The organism is Deltaproteobacteria bacterium (assembly GCA_029860075.1).
Taxonomy (GTDB): domain Bacteria; phylum Desulfobacterota; class JADFVX01; order JADFVX01; family JADFVX01; genus JAOUBX01.
In genome coordinates this window covers 18,454-36,235 of the sequence record JAOUBX010000010.1, presented here as the reverse complement: position 1 = coordinate 36,235, position 17,782 = coordinate 18,454, and the positions used below count along the sequence as shown (strand labels likewise).

Sequence of the window (17,782 nt, the reverse complement as noted above, 5' to 3'; positions counted from 1 at the left end):
TATTTTATTTAACCTTTCTTAAACTTTACTATTCTTTCAAAAATTTCCGCTTTAAGGCTCGCACCACCAACAAGAGCGCCATCTATGTCCGGCTGTGTCATAAGCCCATCAATATTTTCCGGCTTAACGCTGCCTCCATACAATATCCTTGCAGCACGGGAAAGTCCTTCATCAAAGAGCCTGGAAAGCGAATTCCTGATAAAAAGATGAACTTCCTGAGCCTGCTCGTCAGTAGCCGTCTTTCCCGTACCAATAGCCCAGACCGGCTCGTAGGCAACTATTATAATCATGGCCGACTCTTTTGACAAGCCCTTTAAACCACCTTCGAGCTGACTGAGAATAACATCAAGGGTCCTGCCCGACTCTCTCTCATCCAGTGTCTCACCAACACAAAGAATGGGTATAAGATTATGACTGACGGCAGCCTGAACCTTTTCATTAACAGATTGATCGGTCTCTCCATAGTATTGCCTTCTCTCGGAATGACCGATTATAACATATTCACAGCCCAGTTCTTTTAGCATGGGGCATGATACTTCACCCGTATAGGCGCCAAAATCATTGGCATTCAAATTTTGAGCGGCAAGTTTAACAGGACTGCTTTTAATGCGCTGCTCAACCGGAGAAAGGTGGGTATAAGGAGGAGCAATAACAACATCGACTCCATCAACTTCCTTAAGCAAACGCGCAAGGTCGGCAGCAAGCCGCGCCCCTTCTGAAGGCAGAGTATGCATCTTCCAATTACCTGCAATAACCGGTTTTCTTCCCATCAGGACATTTCTCCCCTCTTTTTTTCACTGCTTTCCATGAGCGCTTTAAAGGCAGGCAACTGTTTTCCCTCAAGAAGTTCAAGGAAGGCACCACCCCCGGTAGATATGTAGGAAATTTTTGATGATTCACCGACCCTGTGAATAGCAACGTCCGTATCACCACCACCGACAATAGTCAGGGCATACGAATTGGCTACATTCGATACCATAGCGTAAGTACCCCGGCTGAAAGCATCCATCTCGAATACTCCCATGGGGCCATTCCAGATGATTGTCTTTGCATTTTGCAAAGCCTCGGCAAAAAGCGTTGTAGTCGCCGGACCGATGTCGAGCCCCATCCATTCATCAGGTATCTCCTGAATAGGCAGCACTTTTGTTTCTGCATTGGCGTCAAACCTGTCTGCTACAACGCAGTCAATAGGGAGATAGAGCTTTATTCTGCTTTTTTTGGCCTTTTCAATCACATTAAAGGCCACATCAATCATTTCTTCTTCAACAAGCGACTTGCCCACATTATATCCCCAGGCCTTAAGAAAGGTAAAAGCCATGCCGCCACCGATTATCAGCTTATCGACCTTATGAAGCAGGTTCTCGACGGCTTTGAGCTTGCCCGATACCTTTGCGCCTCCAATCACAGCAACAAGCGGCCTCATAGGGTTTTCCATGGACCGCTCAAAATAGGTAATTTCGTCTCTCATAAGAAAACCGGCGACCGATTCATCAACATAATTTATAATGGCAGCATTTGAAGCGTGCGCCCTGTGGGCTGTCCCAAAGGCATCATTAACATAAACATGGCAAAGTGAAGCCAGTTTTTTACCAAAATTGCTGTCATTATTTTCTTCTTCACCATGAAATCGCAGGTTTTCAAGAAGAACAATTTCACCGGACAACATGCCCTGAATCATCGATTCAACCTGGGAACCGATACAGTCAGGCGCCATCTGCACCTCTTTATGAAGCAGCCTTCCCAAACGTTTGGCAACAGGCGAAAGCGACAGGGAAGGCACCACATTCCCTTTGGGCCTGCCCATATGGGACATGAGAATGACTTTAGCGCCTTCGTCAAGGGCATAATTGATTGTCGGAAGCGATCCCCTTATCCGTGTATCATCAGTAATATTTCCATTTTCATCTACGGGAACATTAAAGTCTACCCTGATAAGCACCCTTTTTTCCCGAAGGTCAACGTCATCTATATAGCTGATCTTTTCCAAGCTAAATTCCTTAAATCCTTTATATAACCGCCTTTATGTTTGCCCCTTTCAGCAAAAAACATAAAGTCAGAAAAGTTTCCTGAAGGCATTTTCACTTCTAAATCCTTAATGGAGGGAGGGAAACGCTACATCACCCCTGACACTGTCTGCAAGGCAGCTATTTGGTGATAATTTCCAGCAAATCTACCATTCGGTTTGAGAAGCCCCACTCGTTATCATACCAGGAAAGCACCTTTACGAGGTTTTTCTCAATCACCACTGTCGACTTTGCATCAAAAATAGAGGAGTGAGGATTACCGTTAAAGTCGATAGAGACAAGAGGTTCATTGCAATACTGCAATATCCCCTTCATCTTTCCCTCCGATGCCGCCTTGACGGCGCCGTTAATCTCTTCAGCAGTCACTTCTTTATCAAGCTCTGCCACCAGATCAACGAGGGATACGTTCGGTGTGGGAACCCTGACAGCCATCCCGTCAAGCTTGCCTTTCAGTTCAGGCAAAACAAGTGAAACGGCTTTTGCAGCGCCCGTTGTTGTGGGAATCATGGAAAGTGCAGCCGCTCTGGCTCGCCGCATATCCTTATGAGGAAGGTCCAGAATATTCTGGTCATTTGTATAAGAATGAATGGTCGTCATCAGACCCCGCTTTATGCCAAAGTTCTCCTCAAGCACCCTGGCGACAGGGGCCAGGCAATTGGTCGTACAGGACGCATTGGATATAATGCTGTGCTTACTGCCGTCATACTCGGAATCATTGACGCCGACAACGACAGTAAGGTCAGGGTCTGTCGCCGGCGCAGAGATAATCACCTTCTTAACATCACCAGCCAAATGCTTTGAAGCGGCCTCTCTTTTAGTAAACAACCCTGTGCATTCAAGAACGACATCGACACCGTTGTCCTTCCAGGGAATAGCAGCGGGATCTCTTTCCGCACTGATGGCAATCTCTTTCCCGTTCACAACGATGGAGTGTTCCCTTGCTTCAATAGCGGCATCGAAAATACCCTGAACGGAATCATATTTCAAAAGGTGGGCCAGCGTTCCTGCATCGGTTAAATCATTTATAGCCACCACCTCAATATTATTATTCTTACTCAACACTCTGAAAACATTCCTGCCAATCCTGCCAAACCCGTTGATCCCAACTTTTACAGACATCTTTTCCTCCCGAAAAATCGTATAAATAGAGAATGGAATTATACTCTATTCACCATTATAGTCAAATATTTTTTCCTTTATTGCCAATAAATCATAAAAAAGCGGACAAAGCTTAAATAAAAGGGGAAAGAACCAGAAAAACACCTCTCTGGAGGAGCCTTTTTTTGCCCCTTACAATTACAAGTTTAACAAGCTTTTGATAATTGTCAAAGAGAGCGCTCACTTGCCCGGACAAAATCTTCTGCTATACTTTTTCATAAGAAGGGAAATGGTATGGACCTTATCTTCACAGATGATGAAAAGGAGCTTTTCAGGAAGTTGCAGCGTCTCAACAACTTTTTTACAAACAAATCTTTTAATCCTCACCAGATTGAAAAACTCCTCATTATGCACATTATTATTAACCGTTTCGCCCGTCTCAACATAGACCCAACGCTTGGCCAGTTCGACGCCTTTGTCGATGAAATTGAAGCCTACCTGGACAAAAGCACAAATACTTTCGCCGCTTTTTTAAGAGAAGGTAATACAAAAGTTGAAAATGGCAAAAAAAAGTAAGTATTTTCCTTTATTCTTACCCTATTATGAATAAAAGAACCTCTTATTGGTATACCGGTAACAGAGCGTACTCTTCAAAGGCCATTCAGCTGGACAAAGGGAGGGACCCCGATCAAAGAGGCTATTGAATATTGTTTTTTTATTTTTTTTATGGGAAACTTGTAAAAAAGGAAAATCTGAACAAATTATTCTTTTTTCTGAAACTATTTTAGAGGAGCCTTTCATATGGAGTTAAAGGTTTTAAGAAAAAATTTGATTGTCCATAAAACAGAGTGTCTCATTATTGGACGTTTTGAAGGCAGGGGAGAAAACCCTCTCATTGATGAAATCGATGAAGTCATGGACGGGCTGATCTCAAGCGCAACAAAATCGGGCGATTTCAAAGGAAAGCTTAACCAGACCGTTGTTTTTTATAGCGGCGGCAAGCTATCGGCAGAAAGAATCCTTCTCATCGGCCTTGGAAACAAGCGTGAATTCAACAGGGACAAACTAAGAGAAGCTTCAGGCACGGCCGCATCTAAAGCCAAAAAAATGGGCGTTAAAATCTTATCTACCACGCTTACAGAGATGACGGCGGAAATATTAACCCCTCCCGACTCGGCGCAGACAGTTGTTGAAGGGACCATGCTTTCTCTTTATGCTTTCGATGATTTCAAAACAGACAAAAAAGAAAAATCAAAAAGAATCAAACTATTAAATATCGTTTTGCCCCTCAAATGCAAGGGACCCGGAAAAATCGAAAAAGGCGCATTAAAGGGCCTCAAACTGTCTGAAAGCGTTTATTTTGCAAGAGATCTCATCTCAAACCCCGGCAACGTAGCGACACCTTCCTATATTGCCAAAAAAACCCGGGACATGGCTAAGGAAAGGGGAATTAAAACAAGGGTGCTCGAAAAAGAAGATATGAAAGAACTGGGAATGGGCGCCCTGCTGGGCGTTTCCCGGGGAAGTTCCGAACCTCCCAAACTGATTATTCTCGAATATTGGGGAGGGAAAGAGAAGGATCAGCCTTACGTCCTTGCAGGAAAGGCCGTTACCTTTGACAGCGGAGGTATTTCCATAAAGCCTTCTCCCGGCATGGAAGAGATGAAAACAGACATGTCGGGAGGAGCGGCAGCTATCGGCGCAGTAATGGCAGCGGCATCCCTAAAGCTCCCTGTCAATCTCATCGCCCTTGTGCCTGCCACGGAAAACCTGCCCGGAGGGCGGGCTTACAAACCGGGAGACATTTTAACATCCATGTCAGGTCAGACTATTGAAGTTTTGAACACAGATGCAGAAGGGAGGCTCATACTGGCCGATGCGCTGACCTATGCTGAACGTTTCAAGCCCAAAGCCGTTATTGATATTGCGACCCTCACAGGCGCCTGCATTATTGCCCTGGGCAACCATGCATCAGGACTGCTCGGAAACAATGAAGGCCTTAAAAAAGAGCTTGTCAAGGCCGGTGAAGAATCAGGGGAAAAACTATGGGAGTTACCTCTTTGGGAACCTTACAAAAAACAGATCAGCAGCGATGTGGCCGACATGAAGAATGTAGGCGGCAAGGCAGCAGGCGCCATAACAGCTGCCGCCTTTCTCGACAAGTTTGCAACTAAATATCACTGGGCTCATATCGACATTGCAGGAACAGCCTGGGAAAAAAAGGGAAAACCTTTCATACCGAAGGGAGCAGCCGGGGTGGGCATCAGGCTTATCATCAGGTACCTTGAAAATACGCTTTCATCCTGATCCCGATTCTTCACTCGCTTTTACCGTGAAACCGTTCAGAGAAAAAGCTATTTTGAGTCAGATTTTTTGATTAAATGAGGCGAATGTTGAACATATTTAACGAATTTAATCGGGAAATCCGGCTAAAAGGGCTTTTTCGCAGCAGATTTGCCCTAAGTCCGGCAGGCTCCTAGTCAATCGGAATAAATGTCGAGGCCTTTTCCTTCTTTTCAAACTTAAGGGCAAAAGATTTCGCTTTGGCAAGCGAGCCAAAGGGTCCCAGCCGGACCCTGTGATAAGTTCCTTTTCCGGGAATATCCGCCTTGACAATAACGACACGGTAACCTTTGCTCTCCAGTTCTGCCCCTCGCTTACGGGCATCGGCGCTATTGGGGAAGGAGGCAACCTGAACAAAGTAATGCTTATCCGTTACCTTTGGCGGTTTAACTTTAACCGTTCCGGGGCGTGCTTTTTTTTCAGATGACGCCACCCTCTTTTTTTCCTCAGCCTTTACCTTTTCGGGCCGGGGTAACTTTTTTTTCTGTTCCTTCTTTTTATCCTCTTCATTTGCCTTTAAGAGAATGCCTTCTATTTCAAGCTTTTTCTTCTCTTTATGAACTGTTTTTTCTTTCTTCAACAGTGAAGGCGCCGTGATCTTCCGGCGGGGGTCTTCCTTCAGCCTGGCTTGCAGCATCTCTGCCCTGGCAGCCCTGGAACCGGTAACAACGCCGATTTTAAACACCATAAAACCAACAATAAAGAGGCCGGTCAAAACAAGGAGAATCTGCTTTGCATTGAGTTCAAAAACAAGTTTTTTCTGTGTTTTCCTCATTAGGCCTACATTTTTTCAGGTGCGGAGATACCGAGAAGGGCAAGCGCATTTTTCACAACCGTCTTTACGCCGCAAACCATAAAAAGCCTGGCCCGGCTGAGTTCTTTATCATCAACGACTATCCTTGTTTTATTGTAGTAACTGTGGAAAGCAATAGCAAGGTTAGTCAGGTAAATAGTCAGCCTGTGAGGCTCCATGGAAAGGGCGCTGCCTTCCACCACTTCAGGATAGGCGGCAAGTTGCTTGATAATATCTATTTCTTCGGCTTCTAAAAGGAGGGCAAGATTCACCGACGCGGGAGAAGGAATTTCCAGGGAAGCCTCTTTTGCATGACCGAGAATGCTGCATATTCTTGCATGCATATACTGAACATAGAATACGGGATTGTCAGCCGTACTTTTCTTGGCAAGCTCAAGGTCGAATTCAAGCTGGCTGTCATAGCGCCTCATAAGAAAGAAAAACCTGGCCGCATCACTTCCAACCTCTTCGATAACCTCGTTAAGGGTAACAAAAGAACCCGACCGTTTCGACATGGGAACAGGCTTGCCCTCCCTCGTAAGAGTAACCATCTGGATAAGAAGAACGTCAAACTTGCCGGGATCAGAGCCCATGGCCTCAATGGCCCCTTTTACTCTCGGTATGTAACCGTGATGATCAGCGCCCCACACATCGATGATCCTGTCAAAACCTCCGTCGAGCTTCTTTTTGTGGTAGGCAATATCTGCCGCAAGATAGGTAAGGGAACCATCTTCCTTAACAACAACCCTGTCCTTCTCATCGCCAAAATCGCTCGACTTAAACCATTTGGCGCCGGCTTCCACTTTAATAAGCCCCTTTTTATCGAGGTAATCGATGGCCGATGCAACTTCTCCAATTTCATGGAGTTCCTTTTCACTCTGCTCCACGTCAAAAACAATCCCGCCGAAGCTTTTCAGCGTGCCCATAATCCGGGACTTAAGTATTTTCGAGGCGGCAAAGCCCGAAGACAAGGCAAGAGGATTGGACGAATCGACAAGTTCATCATCACTGAGAAAACCGACTTTATCAAAATCAAGTAACGATTCATCGATTAATGTTAAAGCCACCTTTTCTACATAGTCACCCTGATAACCATAATCGGGAAAGGGAATGCCTTTTGAATCAATGCCTCTTTTTTCACGGACCCTATAGTTTATGGATACGCCGAGGTTCCTGATCTGGCTGCCGGCATCATTCCAGTAATATTCCCTTGTCACGTCAAAGCCGGCTGCCGAGAGTACCCTTGCAAGGGCATCTCCCACGGCGGCGCCTCTGCCGTGACCGACATGAAGGGGCCCCGTCGGATTGGCGCTGACAAACTCGATATTTACCTTTTCATTGTTACCGATAGTCCCTTCACCATATCGCTCACCCGCTTCGTAAATATTGGTCAGTATGCCCTGCCAGTATCGTTCCGACAGGGTAATATTGATAAAACCCGGACCGGCAATGCCAAGTTCTTTGATAATATTATCTTCATCGACAACGTTTTCTATGATCGTTTTTGCAATTTCTCTCGGATTTTTCTTTAGCTTGGAGGCAAGAACCATGGCAATATTGAGGGCATAGTCACCATGTTCCTTGTTTTTCGGCCTCTCAAGAAAGACAGAAGGCAGGCCATGTTCCCCGTGAAAGCTTTTTTCCACGGCATGACTGAATAGTTCCGTAATTGATGATTTCATTCTTTTTTAATCCAATCCCTATTTACTTTTTTTCGAAATTAGCGAGCAATATTACCATAAGGCCTGTTTTTTTGCAAAAAAAGGGCTTCCATTTGAAAAGGCATTTTTCATCTCACTTTCACCCTCTTATTTACAAAAGATATTGCAGCTCCCGTCAGTATATAATATATTTTATCTAAATCTGTATTCAATGCCATAAAAAGGGTGGAAGCATGTCAGAGTCCGATAAAAACAAATATAAAATTAATGCCCAAAATTACAAGTTTACCTATTCCGCCCTAAAGGTCCTTATCAATTTATCTCCGCTTAATTTAAACATTCACGGCCTCACCGACCAGAGCAGCAGCGGAAGCATTTTCCTTTTTAACCACTTTACAAGATTCGAGACCTTCATTCCCCAGTACGTACTCTACGACAGAAAAAAGGTTTTCTGCCGCTCTGTTGCAGATGCCTCCCTTTTCAACGATTCCATGCTCCGTGATTATTTAAGCAGTGTAGGCGCTGTGCCCGATAATCTTCCCAACATGATGGACTTCATGGTAGAGGAACTTAACCATGGGCATAAGCTGGTCATTTTCCCGGAAGGAGCCATGATCAAGGACCGCAGGGTCCGTGACCGGAAAGGAAGGCTGAATATCTATAAGAGAGAGGGTGGTTACAGGAGGAAGCCTCACACAGGAGCTGCCGTTATTGCTCTCAAGAGCAGAATGCTCCGCGACCTCTACCTCATGGCAAGAGAGAAGAATGATGATGTCATGGTTAAATACTACAGGAGCAAGTTTTCCACCTTCAAAACGATAGAGGAAACAGATGCTTTTGCAAAAAAGAGTGTTGAAATAATTCCTGCCAACATTACCTTCTATCCTATGAGAAGAGATGAAAATATCCTTGAAAAATATGTGCAGAAATATTCAGGCGTAAAATCAAAGAGAATTCTCGAAGAACTGAAGATCGAGGGAAATATTCTTCTTAAACAGACCGATATGGACGTGCGTTTCGGCAACCCCATCAGGGTTGAAGATTACCTTGCCAGGGGCTACAAAATCATATTAAAACTTCGCTATGATGCGGACCTGCTTACCAGGGGAAAGGGGAGGTTTCTTACAAAAATAACACCTGAACTGGTTAGAAAAAAGTTTGACTCTGCCATCTATGGCTGGATCAGGAAATGCACGGAAAAAATAAGAGATGACTATATGGAGGCCATTTATGACCTGACTACAATCAACCTCGGCCACCTCATCGCCCATGCGCTCTATGATCTTAACCGGAAAAATAAAAAGAGAGAGTTTCAAATAGAATATTTAAGATCGCTTCTCTTTGCCTGCATATGCGATCTTAGAAATGTATTTGACCTTCACCTGCACAGGAGCATTAAAAAAAGAGATTACATTAACTCCATCATTACAGGAGATGAACCTCATCTCCTCAAGATGCTTGAACGTTTTGAAAAAGCAGGGATACTGGAAATCAAAGAAAAAAGGTCCTTTATCTTAAAAGAAAAGCTGGAAGAAGATTTCCCCTTTGACGTTATACGCATAGAAAATCCGGCCATGGTCCTTGACAATGAGGCCCAATCCGTTCCCAAAGCCATCGAGGCAATTGACAGGCTCTACAGCGATGAAAAAAGTGTCATCGAGGAAAAAGTTTCCCTCTTGCTGGAGCGCAGGGCCCATAAAATTTTTGAAGGCGACCTGCTCAAATTTACCGCCCCGGAATATGACGACATCAATAAATCAGAAAAAAGAACAAGCTCGGGAGAACCCTTTTTTTACCGTACGGGAAAAGCATATAAAAAAAGACGGGGCGTGCTGCTTGTCCATGGTTTTTCGGCAAACCCTGCTGAAATGAAGGTTATCGGTGAAGGGCTCTTTAAAAAAGGGTACGAAGTCTATGGCCTGCGGCTGCCGGGCCACGGCACATCACCGGCTGATATGAGGGAAAGAAGCAGGAAAGAATGGCTGAAAGAAGTTTCCCTCGGTCTTGCGCTGATTTCCCGGTACTGCCCCAGGTTCTTCGTCATCGGGAATTCGATGGGTGCACTCCTTAGTCTCATGGCAATGACTGCAAGCCCTGTCATTGTATCAGGCTTTGTGGCCATTGCTCCCGCTTTCAGGGTAAAGGACAAGCGATTGCCATACGTTACCTATGTCGATGCAGCACAAAGGCTTTACAGGGTCTTTGCAGAATTAAAAGCGGACTGGCCTTACATTAATTCGATGCCCGAAAACCCTGACATCAACTACAGCCAGATCCCCTACCATGGGCTCTTTGAACTCTACCAGACAACAAGAGAATCAAGAGACTACATTGAAAAACTCAATGTGCCCACACTTTTTATTCAGGCGGAACATGAGTTTACGGTAGATCCCAAAGCAACTTATGAAGCTTTTGAAAGAGTTCCTGCTCAAGATAAAAGCTTGTTGAAAGTAGATATCGACAAACACGTCATCACTCTTGACGAAGAGTTGCCCGTATTTGATGCCATAGTGGAGTTTCTGGGGAAAAGATAATAAAAAGCCCCTTTTTGAAAGGGGCTTTTTATATTAAGATCCGTGAATCTTGTCGTATTTCGCCTGAAGAGCAGCAGTATCCTCTTCATGATTTGGATCGGGGACACATGAATCTACGGGACACACACTGACACACTGTGCCTCATCAAAGGCTCCGTGACACTCGGTACAGAGATCAGGGTCTATTACGTAAATGTCATCACCTTCTGAAATTGCGTCATTGGGGCACTCGGGTTCACAGACACCGCAGTTGACGCAATCTTCATTTATCATTAAAGCCATTGTTACCTCCTATATTGTTGTTCTCATTTTTTAAAACAAATATACAAAGTGAAAAAGATAATATCAAGAAAAAATTATTCCGGATTGATATTATTTTTTTTGTCTTCCATTTTGTGATAAAAAAAGAGAGCCTTTGCAGTGTTGAACAACTAACTTGACAATTACACAATTTTAAAGTTCACTGAATGAGTAAATAGAAGAAAAAAACAGCGTTTTTTCAAAGAATGAGGAGGTCAGGACAAATGCAGCTAGCTATAGTCGGTTTGGGAAGAATGGGAGCCAACATGGCAAGACGCCTTCTAAAAGGTGGTCATGAGGTCATGGTTTATAACCGGAGTCCGGAAAAAACCGATGAACTTGTATCGGAAGGGGCCGGCGGCTGCTATAGCCTGGAGGAAGTGGCACATCGCCTTAAACCGCCAAGAATCATCTGGCTTATGCTTCCTGCCGGAGAAATCGTCGATAATCATATTAAGGAATTTACAAAATACATTGATAAAGGAGACATTATCGTCGAAGGGGGAAACAGTTACTACAAGGACGACACAAGACGATCGGAAATACTGGCAAAGAAAGGAATAGTCTACATCGATGCCGGTGTGAGCGGCGGCATCTGGGGCCTTGAAATCGGTTACTGCACCATGGTGGGTGGCGAAAAAGAAGCCTTTAATCACATAGAACCCATTTTAAAAACGCTGGCTCCCGAAGGAGGCTACCTTCATTGCGGCCCTTCCGGCGCAGGGCATTTCGTCAAGATGGTCCATAACGGCGTTGAATACGGCATGATGCAGGCCTATGCCGAGGGTTTCGAAATACTCAAAGGGTCACCCTACGGCAACAAGCTGGACATGGGCCGGGTATCACACCTCTGGAACCGGGGAAGCGTGGTCCGGTCATGGCTTCTCGAACTTTGCGAAGAAGCGTTCTCAAAAGATCCCGAACTAGAGGAAATCCGGGGCTATGTAGAAGACTCCGGTGAAGGAAGATGGACGGTGCAGCAGGCCGTTGAGTCCGGAGTCCCTGCCCCGGTCATTACGCTTTCTCTTTTTGAAAGATTCCGTTCCCGCATGGAAAACACCTTTGCCGACAGGGTCCTTGCCGCCATGAGGCGGGAATTTGGAGGCCATGCCGTGGTGAGGAAGGGTGAGGAGAGTAAGCTCACCTCAAAAGGAGCAGGAGCAGTAAGCCATGCCAGGGCAGACAAGGAGTAAAAAATGGCTAAGGTTGAAGATAGCTCCCCCGCTCAGGCAACCATTAAAGCAACTGAGAGAGAAAAAAAATCACCCTGTCAAATTGAAAGGGCCACAGAACCCTGCGCAATCGTCATCTTCGGCGCATCGGGAGACCTGACGAAGAGAAAGCTCATCCCCTCCCTATTCAGGCTTTATATTAACGGTCTCCTGCCCTCTGAATTTCTCATTGTCGGAACAGGACGAAAGGACATGGGCAATGACGCTTTCAGAGATAAAATGAAAAAGGCCCTCGGCAATGATTCTGCTTTTAAAAACAAAGAGAATAAAATAAAAGAATTCCTGTCAACACTCTACTATGAGCAGCTTGATTATTCCGACCTTACTGCTTATGAAAAACTGTCTCATAAACTCAAGGAACTTGAAAGCGAAGGCATTCCCGGCGGGAACAGGATTTACTACCTTTCAACGCCACCTTCCGTCTATACGACGATTACGGAAAATCTCGGTCTCTCCCACCTCTCCATGGAAAACGGCGGCTGGCGCAGAATCGTTATTGAAAAACCCTTCGGCCGGGACCTTGATTCTGCAAGAGCGCTGAATGCCCACATTCGTCATTATTTTAAGGAAAACCAGATTTTCAGGATAGATCATTATCTTGGAAAAGAGACGGTACAGGACATTCTCATGTTCCGCTTTGCCAACAGCATTTTTGAACCCATCTGGGACAGGCGCTACATCGACCATGTGCAGATTACGACAGCCGAATCGATAGGAATCGAAAACAGGGCCGGTTATTACGATAAATCGGGCGTTATGCGGGACATGTTCCAGAACCACATGCTGCAACTCGTAGCACTGACAGCCATGGAGCCGCCTGCCGCCTTTGAGGCCGATGCCGTGAGAGATGAAAAGGTAAAGGTCTTAAGGTCGATTCGCCCTATCCCTTTGAGTGAAATAAATAAGCACCTTGCCCTCGGGCAATACGACAAAGGCGCGATAGATGATAACGCCGTTATTTCCTACAGGGATGAAGAGGACATAAAGGATAACTCCCATACAGCCACCTACGCAGCTATCAAGCTTTACCTGGACAACTGGCGCTGGAAGGGCGTTCCCTTCTACCTGCGCTCCGGGAAAAGACTGGCAAGGCGAAAAACGGAAATTGCCGTCCAGTTCCGGCATGTGCCCCACTTCATGTTCAGAAACGTCATGGAAGATGAGATCAATCCCAATACGCTCGTTTTTACCATTCAGCCTGACGAGGGAATAAAACTTACGCTACAGACCAAGATGCCCGGCACAAAGGTCTGTCTCAGGGAAGTGGTAATGGACTTTAAATACAAGGATTTTTACAGCGGTGCCGGCGTCGATGCCTATGAAAGAGTCCTCATCGATTGCCTCGAAGGGGACCATACCCTCTTTGTCCGTGAAGACGGCGTCGATTATGCCTGGAAGCTCCTCACGCCGGTGCTTGAAGCGATAGAATCGGACCCGAAATCTGCACCTTTTGAAATGTATGAGTCGGGAAGCCAGGGGCCTGAACTGGCAGACAGGCTTATCGGCAAGGATGGACGCAAGTGGCGGGGGCTTTAAAAGAAATTTAAACTGTAGCGGGGTTAAGAGGAAGACTTAATTCACGCGCCGGGTTTTTATTCTTCAAGCCAACCAACCTTACCTTATGGGAATCCATATCTCTTCCGTGGCATTTGGATCATCAGGCCGGTAATTTTCTCCCATGATTTCAAAATGCGCCCGCAGGTCCAGTTCATATTTGGAATTTGGCAGCCAGCTTGCGAATATATATTGCGAGGTTTTAACAAAGTTGGAAGCAGGCCCTTTATGAATAAAAACAGCATACTTCCCCGGCGGCAGAAGATAAGTCTCCATTTCATCAGGGACACCTTCAAAATCAGAAACTTCAACAGCTGCCCATCTCTCAAAGAGCGTATGCGGGGTAAATTGTCTAAAATCTGTTAAGTCACCAAATATATTGATGGAATAGAAACCTGAATCTAACCTGTTTTTGATTTGCCCCATCATTGGCATAAAGGTTTCCCATAATTCCCGGGTCTTGTCCTTTGAAAGGCTCGTCTCCAGCCGCATACCGACGAATTTCTTTTCCTCAATCACTTCAATCCTTGTATCCATCACAGCTCCTTAAAATAGATTTATAGTGTGCGTCATGCGCGCAATGATATTTGTCTTCCAATCGTGCGCATTGCGCACGCTGCAGGACCGGGTCCAACTCCCTCACCGCAGTGTCACTATAACCGTCACCGGTCAGGGCTTTTACTTTTTTAATCTCTTTACATACCACCCATGCCACCACCACCCATGCCGCCACCTCCCATACCACCATCATCCATCCCACTCCCATGGCACGCCTGACAATCTCCAAGAAGAAAGGTTTGTGTCTCATGATGGATATTTGTTCCCATCATGGGACTCCCCGTAACAACCCATTCAGGATGACAAAGAAGGCAATCCCTAAAGGGGGCCAGTCCGTACGTCTGGGTCTCTGGAATAAAATCCATTTCATGGCAAGACATACACTCATAATCTTCACCGGGAAAACCACCGGGCGCATTGGGCGCCGTTGAGTCTTCAGGCAAGGGGATCGGTGTTCCCACCAGCAAGTGATGCTTATCCGGGTTACTTCTCTCCAGCATGGGGAAATTTATCAGATCTTCATGGCAATCCCGGCAAGCCTCTTCTGTGGGAACGCCGTCAAATATGCTCATACCACCCATGGCAAAGAGAGAGAAAGAGGAAAAGGCGACTGAAATGCCTATGATCAATAAATATAAAAACAGTAAAGACCTGTTGTGGATTAAAATAATTTTTTCAAACATAATCAACCTTCTCCTATACATTTATTTCGCGTAGCTATTACCAAAACAAGTCGCCCCCCATAAAACGTTATCAAGGAGCACAAAAGGGCCGCACCTTAACTATTTTAGTATAAGGGCCAATACTGAACAGTTAAGATATTACCCCAATAATCTTCTTATTCATATCAGGCAATAAGTAATGTTATGCCACTAAATCAGAGAATTATCAAGCATTATTGCTCAATTTGTCACATTCTATTTGCAATGCTATATTTCATATGGTAGCTTTTGGGATAAAAAATATCTGCCGGGCAAACAGGCCCGGACCCGGAAAATACCGTTTCATAACAAGGCAACTTCACTTTTTCCGTTCGAAGCAACAGGGCAAAATCTTTTACCTTAATTGTCGTCACTTTAGATAAAAAGAGTTTTAAATGAATAAATTTAGTCCCTTATCATCAGAACAATTAAATAGTGAAATTGAATCGTTTATAAGTTATTTAGATGCAGAGGAAAAAAAATGTTTTGGTATTCAAATAAATCAAGATGCGAAGGATTGCCAAATATTTGCTCCGCTTTTATCTTACAACTTGAATAATCTGGGCGATCCTTTTACAGGCGATGGAGGTCATTTAGTTACCTTCAATTATGAAAAAGAGTTAGTATTATTAGTAGCCGGTCTCCTGGGGCTTCCCGCTGATGAAGCATGGGGCTATTATACCCCTTGTTCAACAATATCAAATCTGCACGGTGTTCACCTGGGAAAAAGAATGTCAGAAGAATCTACATTGATCATTTCCGAAGAAGCACATAATAGTTTTGAAAAAGCAGCCCTTATAACAAGATATAAAAAAATAGTTAAAATAAAAACCAATAAATATGGTGAAATATCAGCAAGTGATTTTGAGAATCAAATTAAAAGATGTAACAAAGAACATTATACCATTGTATTTTGCTCTGGAACCGTAGCAAAAGGATGTTATGACGATGCTGATAAATTACTGGAAATACTTCGACATCTCAATGTTGATAAAAGTAGATATTATTTACATATTGACGCTGCTCTTGGCGGGATGATAACCCCATTTTTAGAAGGTAATCCGATAAATTTAGACTTTAGCCTGGGAGAAGTCGATTCTCTGTCCGTTAGTTTTCATAAAAGATTAGGTATTCCCATACCAGGGTCATTATTTCTTGCACGCAAAAACAAAATAGATAGCTTGCCTTTTTTGCATTCTGAATTATATGCTGAACATTATTCATCATATGATACAACCATCGGTGGTTCTCGTGACGGTTTTTCTCCCTTTGTAACTCTAATGAAACTTAAAAAAACAGGGTATGAAGGCATGGTTCAACGAACCAATTTGATTATAAAAAAGGCGCTATGGTTTGTAAGCCTTTTAAATGAAAATGGTGTTGATGCCTGGTGTCATAAATATTCTCCATGCGTAGTTTTACCTGCTCCCTCCAATAAGTTGATAAAAGAGTATCATTTACCTTTTTATTCTTCTCCAGAAGGAAATTTTACGCACATTTTTACAATGGAGCATGTCACTGAAAAAGCGATGGAAGAATTTCTCAATAAATATTTAGAATGCACTTTTAGGAGTACAAAAGGGAGCACAAAAGAGTCGCATCTTAATTATTAAGATTAATTGTTTCTACGGTTTTTTTCGACTCAACCTATCCACTTATAATAAGAATTCCAGTAATATAAAGAAAACAACTAGCACAGCAATTAATGAAATTTTATATATTTCAAAAGTTCCTTCCATCAAGATTATCAAAAAATAAATAGATGTTATAAACAATCCTAAATGAACAACAATCTTTAGTGCTGAGCTATCTTTTCGAGCCATATCAGTTTCTACCGGACTGCTGACACCAGCACAGAAGGAGAAATAACTTCAATATCCGATGTAATCCGGTAGCATTTCGTGCCGGGATAAACGATAAATTTGCGCGATGGATTCAGGCCGCTGCAAGCGACATAAAAACCTTTTTCTGCCCTGGCAGCAAGGCTTCGCTTAACCTCGATAGCCCATAGCTCACCATTGGGCCAGGACAACAGCAAATCAATCTCCGCACCACCGCCGGATATTGATTAACCAAGTCAATGAGTTTTGAATATAAATATCGCTTAATCATCCTTGCAATTGTGGAGTGCTATTCCCTGATTTGCAAGGGAAATAAGTGATGGGGATAAAGTTTTTATTCTTTAATTTTCACGATTCGAGGTGTAACCCTCTCTTTTCCGATTATCAGCCCATAGCCTAAATACAGAAAAGTGGAATCGGGGATTCATAATATTGCCTCCTTGTCATTTCGACGGGAAGTTCCCGAGACATATTTCTTCATTGCTGGAGTTCGGTATTGTGTCCCAAGAACTCTTGTTGCCCCACTCCGACAAAAAAAATATAAAGACAGAAACCTTTTATCAGGTTGAAATGTTTATAGTATATAAAAAAAATAATTTAATAAGGAGTTTACTGTTATGAAATGTTCAAAAACAATATCTATTGTCATGCTAATGTCCTTTATTATCACATCGGGACTTGCCATGAAGTCATTTGCAGAAGATCTTGACCAGATGCCGGACAATCAAAATACAGTTAAATGGTTGAAAAATCATCCAGAGGTGGCTAAATCAGCATTTAAAGACAGACAGTGGCTTGAAAATCACCCGGTTGTACTTCAGTCAGCAATTGAGAATAGAAAATGGCTTGAAAAACACCCTGATGTGACTATAGAAATTTATAAAAACAGGGCGTGGCTGAACAACAATCCTGAAGTCGCAAAAAAGCTCTACTCCAATAGGGAATGGCTCAACAAGCACCCGAAAGTTGCGAAAGAGGCCTATAAAAACAAAGCGTATCTGAATGCTAATCCCAAGGTTTCAAAAACGCTATACAAAAACAAGAAAGTATTGGCAACGCATCCAAAAGCATCCAAAAAAGCCTATAAATACAAGAAGCAACTGAATAAGCATATAAGATGACTAAAAGCAACAAAAAGGGCAG

Annotated in this window: 16 protein-coding genes; 7 read left to right on the top strand and 9 right to left on the bottom strand. The window is 43.9% G+C overall.

Annotation, left to right across the window (positions count from 1 at the left end; genetic code table 11):
* Positions 1–8: 8 nt before the first annotated feature.
* The 3 genes from tpiA to gap form a co-directional block, all read right to left on the bottom strand.
* Entirely contained in the window at positions 9–770 is a 762-nt protein-coding gene (gene tpiA, locus OEV42_04975) for a triose-phosphate isomerase (GenBank protein MDH3973614.1), read from the bottom strand.
* Complete coding sequence (locus OEV42_04970) at positions 770–1,978, bottom strand: phosphoglycerate kinase (GenBank protein MDH3973613.1); 1,209 nt, start codon at positions 1,976–1,978, stop codon at positions 770–772. The genes tpiA and OEV42_04970 overlap by 1 nt, the downstream gene beginning before the upstream one ends.
* Before the next feature lie 166 nt (positions 1,979–2,144).
* A complete protein-coding gene (gene gap / locus OEV42_04965; GenBank protein ID MDH3973612.1) occupies positions 2,145–3,143 on the bottom strand; it encodes a type I glyceraldehyde-3-phosphate dehydrogenase in 999 nt (332 codons plus the stop codon).
* Between the two features lie 273 nt (positions 3,144–3,416).
* On the opposite strand from gap, the gene OEV42_04960 reads away from it, so the two are divergent.
* Complete coding sequence (locus OEV42_04960) at positions 3,417–3,698, top strand: hypothetical protein (GenBank protein ID MDH3973611.1); 282 nt, start codon at positions 3,417–3,419, stop codon at positions 3,696–3,698.
* Positions 3,699–3,923: 225 nt separating this feature from the next.
* Positions 3,924–5,429 (top strand): leucyl aminopeptidase, encoded by a 1,506-nt coding sequence (locus OEV42_04955; protein MDH3973610.1) that lies wholly within the window; start codon positions 3,924–3,926, stop codon positions 5,427–5,429.
* Positions 5,430–5,598: 169 nt separating this feature from the next.
* On the opposite strand, the gene OEV42_04950 is transcribed toward OEV42_04955, so the two are convergent.
* Both OEV42_04950 and argS read right to left on the bottom strand, forming a co-directional pair.
* A complete protein-coding gene (locus OEV42_04950) occupies positions 5,599–6,240 on the bottom strand; it encodes an SPOR domain-containing protein (protein ID MDH3973609.1) in 642 nt (213 codons plus the stop codon).
* A gap of 5 nt (positions 6,241–6,245) precedes the next feature.
* Complete coding sequence (gene argS, locus OEV42_04945; GenBank protein MDH3973608.1) at positions 6,246–7,940, bottom strand: arginine--tRNA ligase; 1,695 nt, start codon at positions 7,938–7,940, stop codon at positions 6,246–6,248.
* Between the two features lie 212 nt (positions 7,941–8,152).
* On the opposite strand from argS, the gene OEV42_04940 reads away from it, so the two are divergent.
* Positions 8,153–10,453, top strand: a complete 2,301-nt coding sequence (locus OEV42_04940; protein ID MDH3973607.1) for an alpha/beta fold hydrolase — start codon at positions 8,153–8,155, stop codon at positions 10,451–10,453.
* 33 nt (positions 10,454–10,486) lie between these two features.
* On the opposite strand, the gene OEV42_04935 is transcribed toward OEV42_04940, so the two are convergent.
* Complete coding sequence (locus tag OEV42_04935; protein ID MDH3973606.1) at positions 10,487–10,735, bottom strand: YfhL family 4Fe-4S dicluster ferredoxin; 249 nt, start codon at positions 10,733–10,735, stop codon at positions 10,487–10,489.
* 242 nt (positions 10,736–10,977) lie between these two features.
* Here OEV42_04935 and gnd point away from each other — a divergent pair, with 242 nt between their 5' ends.
* Complete coding sequence (gene gnd / locus OEV42_04930) at positions 10,978–11,946, top strand: decarboxylating 6-phosphogluconate dehydrogenase (protein MDH3973605.1); 969 nt, start codon at positions 10,978–10,980, stop codon at positions 11,944–11,946.
* 3 nt (positions 11,947–11,949) lie between these two features.
* Positions 11,950–13,521, top strand: coding sequence for a glucose-6-phosphate dehydrogenase (gene zwf, locus OEV42_04925; GenBank protein MDH3973604.1), 1,572 nt, complete (start codon positions 11,950–11,952; stop codon positions 13,519–13,521).
* Positions 13,522–13,599: 78 nt separating this feature from the next.
* Here the strand turns inward: zwf and OEV42_04920 are convergent, their stop codons facing one another.
* Together OEV42_04920 and OEV42_04915 are read right to left on the bottom strand one after the other, a co-directional pair.
* Positions 13,600–14,076 (bottom strand): GyrI-like domain-containing protein, encoded by a 477-nt coding sequence (locus OEV42_04920; GenBank protein ID MDH3973603.1) that lies wholly within the window; start codon positions 14,074–14,076, stop codon positions 13,600–13,602.
* 158 nt (positions 14,077–14,234) lie between these two features.
* Positions 14,235–14,780, bottom strand: coding sequence for a hypothetical protein (locus OEV42_04915; protein MDH3973602.1), 546 nt, complete (start codon positions 14,778–14,780; stop codon positions 14,235–14,237).
* Positions 14,781–15,193: 413 nt separating this feature from the next.
* Here OEV42_04915 and OEV42_04910 point away from each other — a divergent pair, with 413 nt between their 5' ends.
* Entirely contained in the window at positions 15,194–16,411 is a 1,218-nt protein-coding gene (locus tag OEV42_04910; GenBank protein ID MDH3973601.1) for a pyridoxal-dependent decarboxylase, read from the top strand.
* Between the two features lie 218 nt (positions 16,412–16,629).
* On the opposite strand, the gene OEV42_04905 is transcribed toward OEV42_04910, so the two are convergent.
* On the bottom strand, positions 16,630–16,836 hold the full coding sequence (locus tag OEV42_04905) for a hypothetical protein (protein ID MDH3973600.1): 207 nt from the start codon (positions 16,834–16,836) through the stop codon (positions 16,630–16,632).
* Between the two features lie 420 nt (positions 16,837–17,256).
* Between OEV42_04905 and OEV42_04900 the strand changes: the two genes are divergently transcribed.
* Positions 17,257–17,760 (top strand): hypothetical protein, encoded by a 504-nt coding sequence (locus OEV42_04900; protein MDH3973599.1) that lies wholly within the window; start codon positions 17,257–17,259, stop codon positions 17,758–17,760.
* Positions 17,761–17,782: the final 22 nt, after the last annotated feature.

Excerpts from the sequence above, each read along its gene's own strand:
- tpiA (MDH3973614.1), bottom strand. The coding sequence starts at position 770 with ATGGGAAGAAAACCGGTTATTGCAGGTAATTGGAAGATGCATACTCTG.
- gap (MDH3973612.1), bottom strand. The coding sequence starts at position 3,143 with ATGTCTGTAAAAGTTGGGATCAACGGGTTTGGCAGGATTGGCAGGAAT.
- OEV42_04960 (MDH3973611.1), top strand. The coding sequence starts at position 3,417 with ATGGACCTTATCTTCACAGATGATGAAAAGGAGCTTTTCAGGAAGTTG.
- OEV42_04955 (MDH3973610.1), top strand. The coding sequence starts at position 3,924 with ATGGAGTTAAAGGTTTTAAGAAAAAATTTGATTGTCCATAAAACAGAG.
- OEV42_04950 (MDH3973609.1), bottom strand. The coding sequence starts at position 6,240 with ATGAGGAAAACACAGAAAAAACTTGTTTTTGAACTCAATGCAAAGCAG.
- argS (MDH3973608.1), bottom strand. The coding sequence starts at position 7,940 with ATGAAATCATCAATTACGGAACTATTCAGTCATGCCGTGGAAAAAAGC.
- OEV42_04940 (MDH3973607.1), top strand. The coding sequence starts at position 8,153 with ATGTCAGAGTCCGATAAAAACAAATATAAAATTAATGCCCAAAATTAC.
- OEV42_04935 (MDH3973606.1), bottom strand. The coding sequence starts at position 10,735 with ATGGCTTTAATGATAAATGAAGATTGCGTCAACTGCGGTGTCTGTGAA.
- gnd (MDH3973605.1), top strand. The coding sequence starts at position 10,978 with ATGCAGCTAGCTATAGTCGGTTTGGGAAGAATGGGAGCCAACATGGCA.
- zwf (MDH3973604.1), top strand. The coding sequence starts at position 11,950 with ATGGCTAAGGTTGAAGATAGCTCCCCCGCTCAGGCAACCATTAAAGCA.
- OEV42_04920 (MDH3973603.1), bottom strand. The coding sequence starts at position 14,076 with ATGGATACAAGGATTGAAGTGATTGAGGAAAAGAAATTCGTCGGTATG.
- OEV42_04915 (MDH3973602.1), bottom strand. The coding sequence starts at position 14,780 with ATGTTTGAAAAAATTATTTTAATCCACAACAGGTCTTTACTGTTTTTA.
- OEV42_04910 (MDH3973601.1), top strand. The coding sequence starts at position 15,194 with ATGAATAAATTTAGTCCCTTATCATCAGAACAATTAAATAGTGAAATT.
- OEV42_04900 (MDH3973599.1), top strand. The coding sequence starts at position 17,257 with ATGAAATGTTCAAAAACAATATCTATTGTCATGCTAATGTCCTTTATT.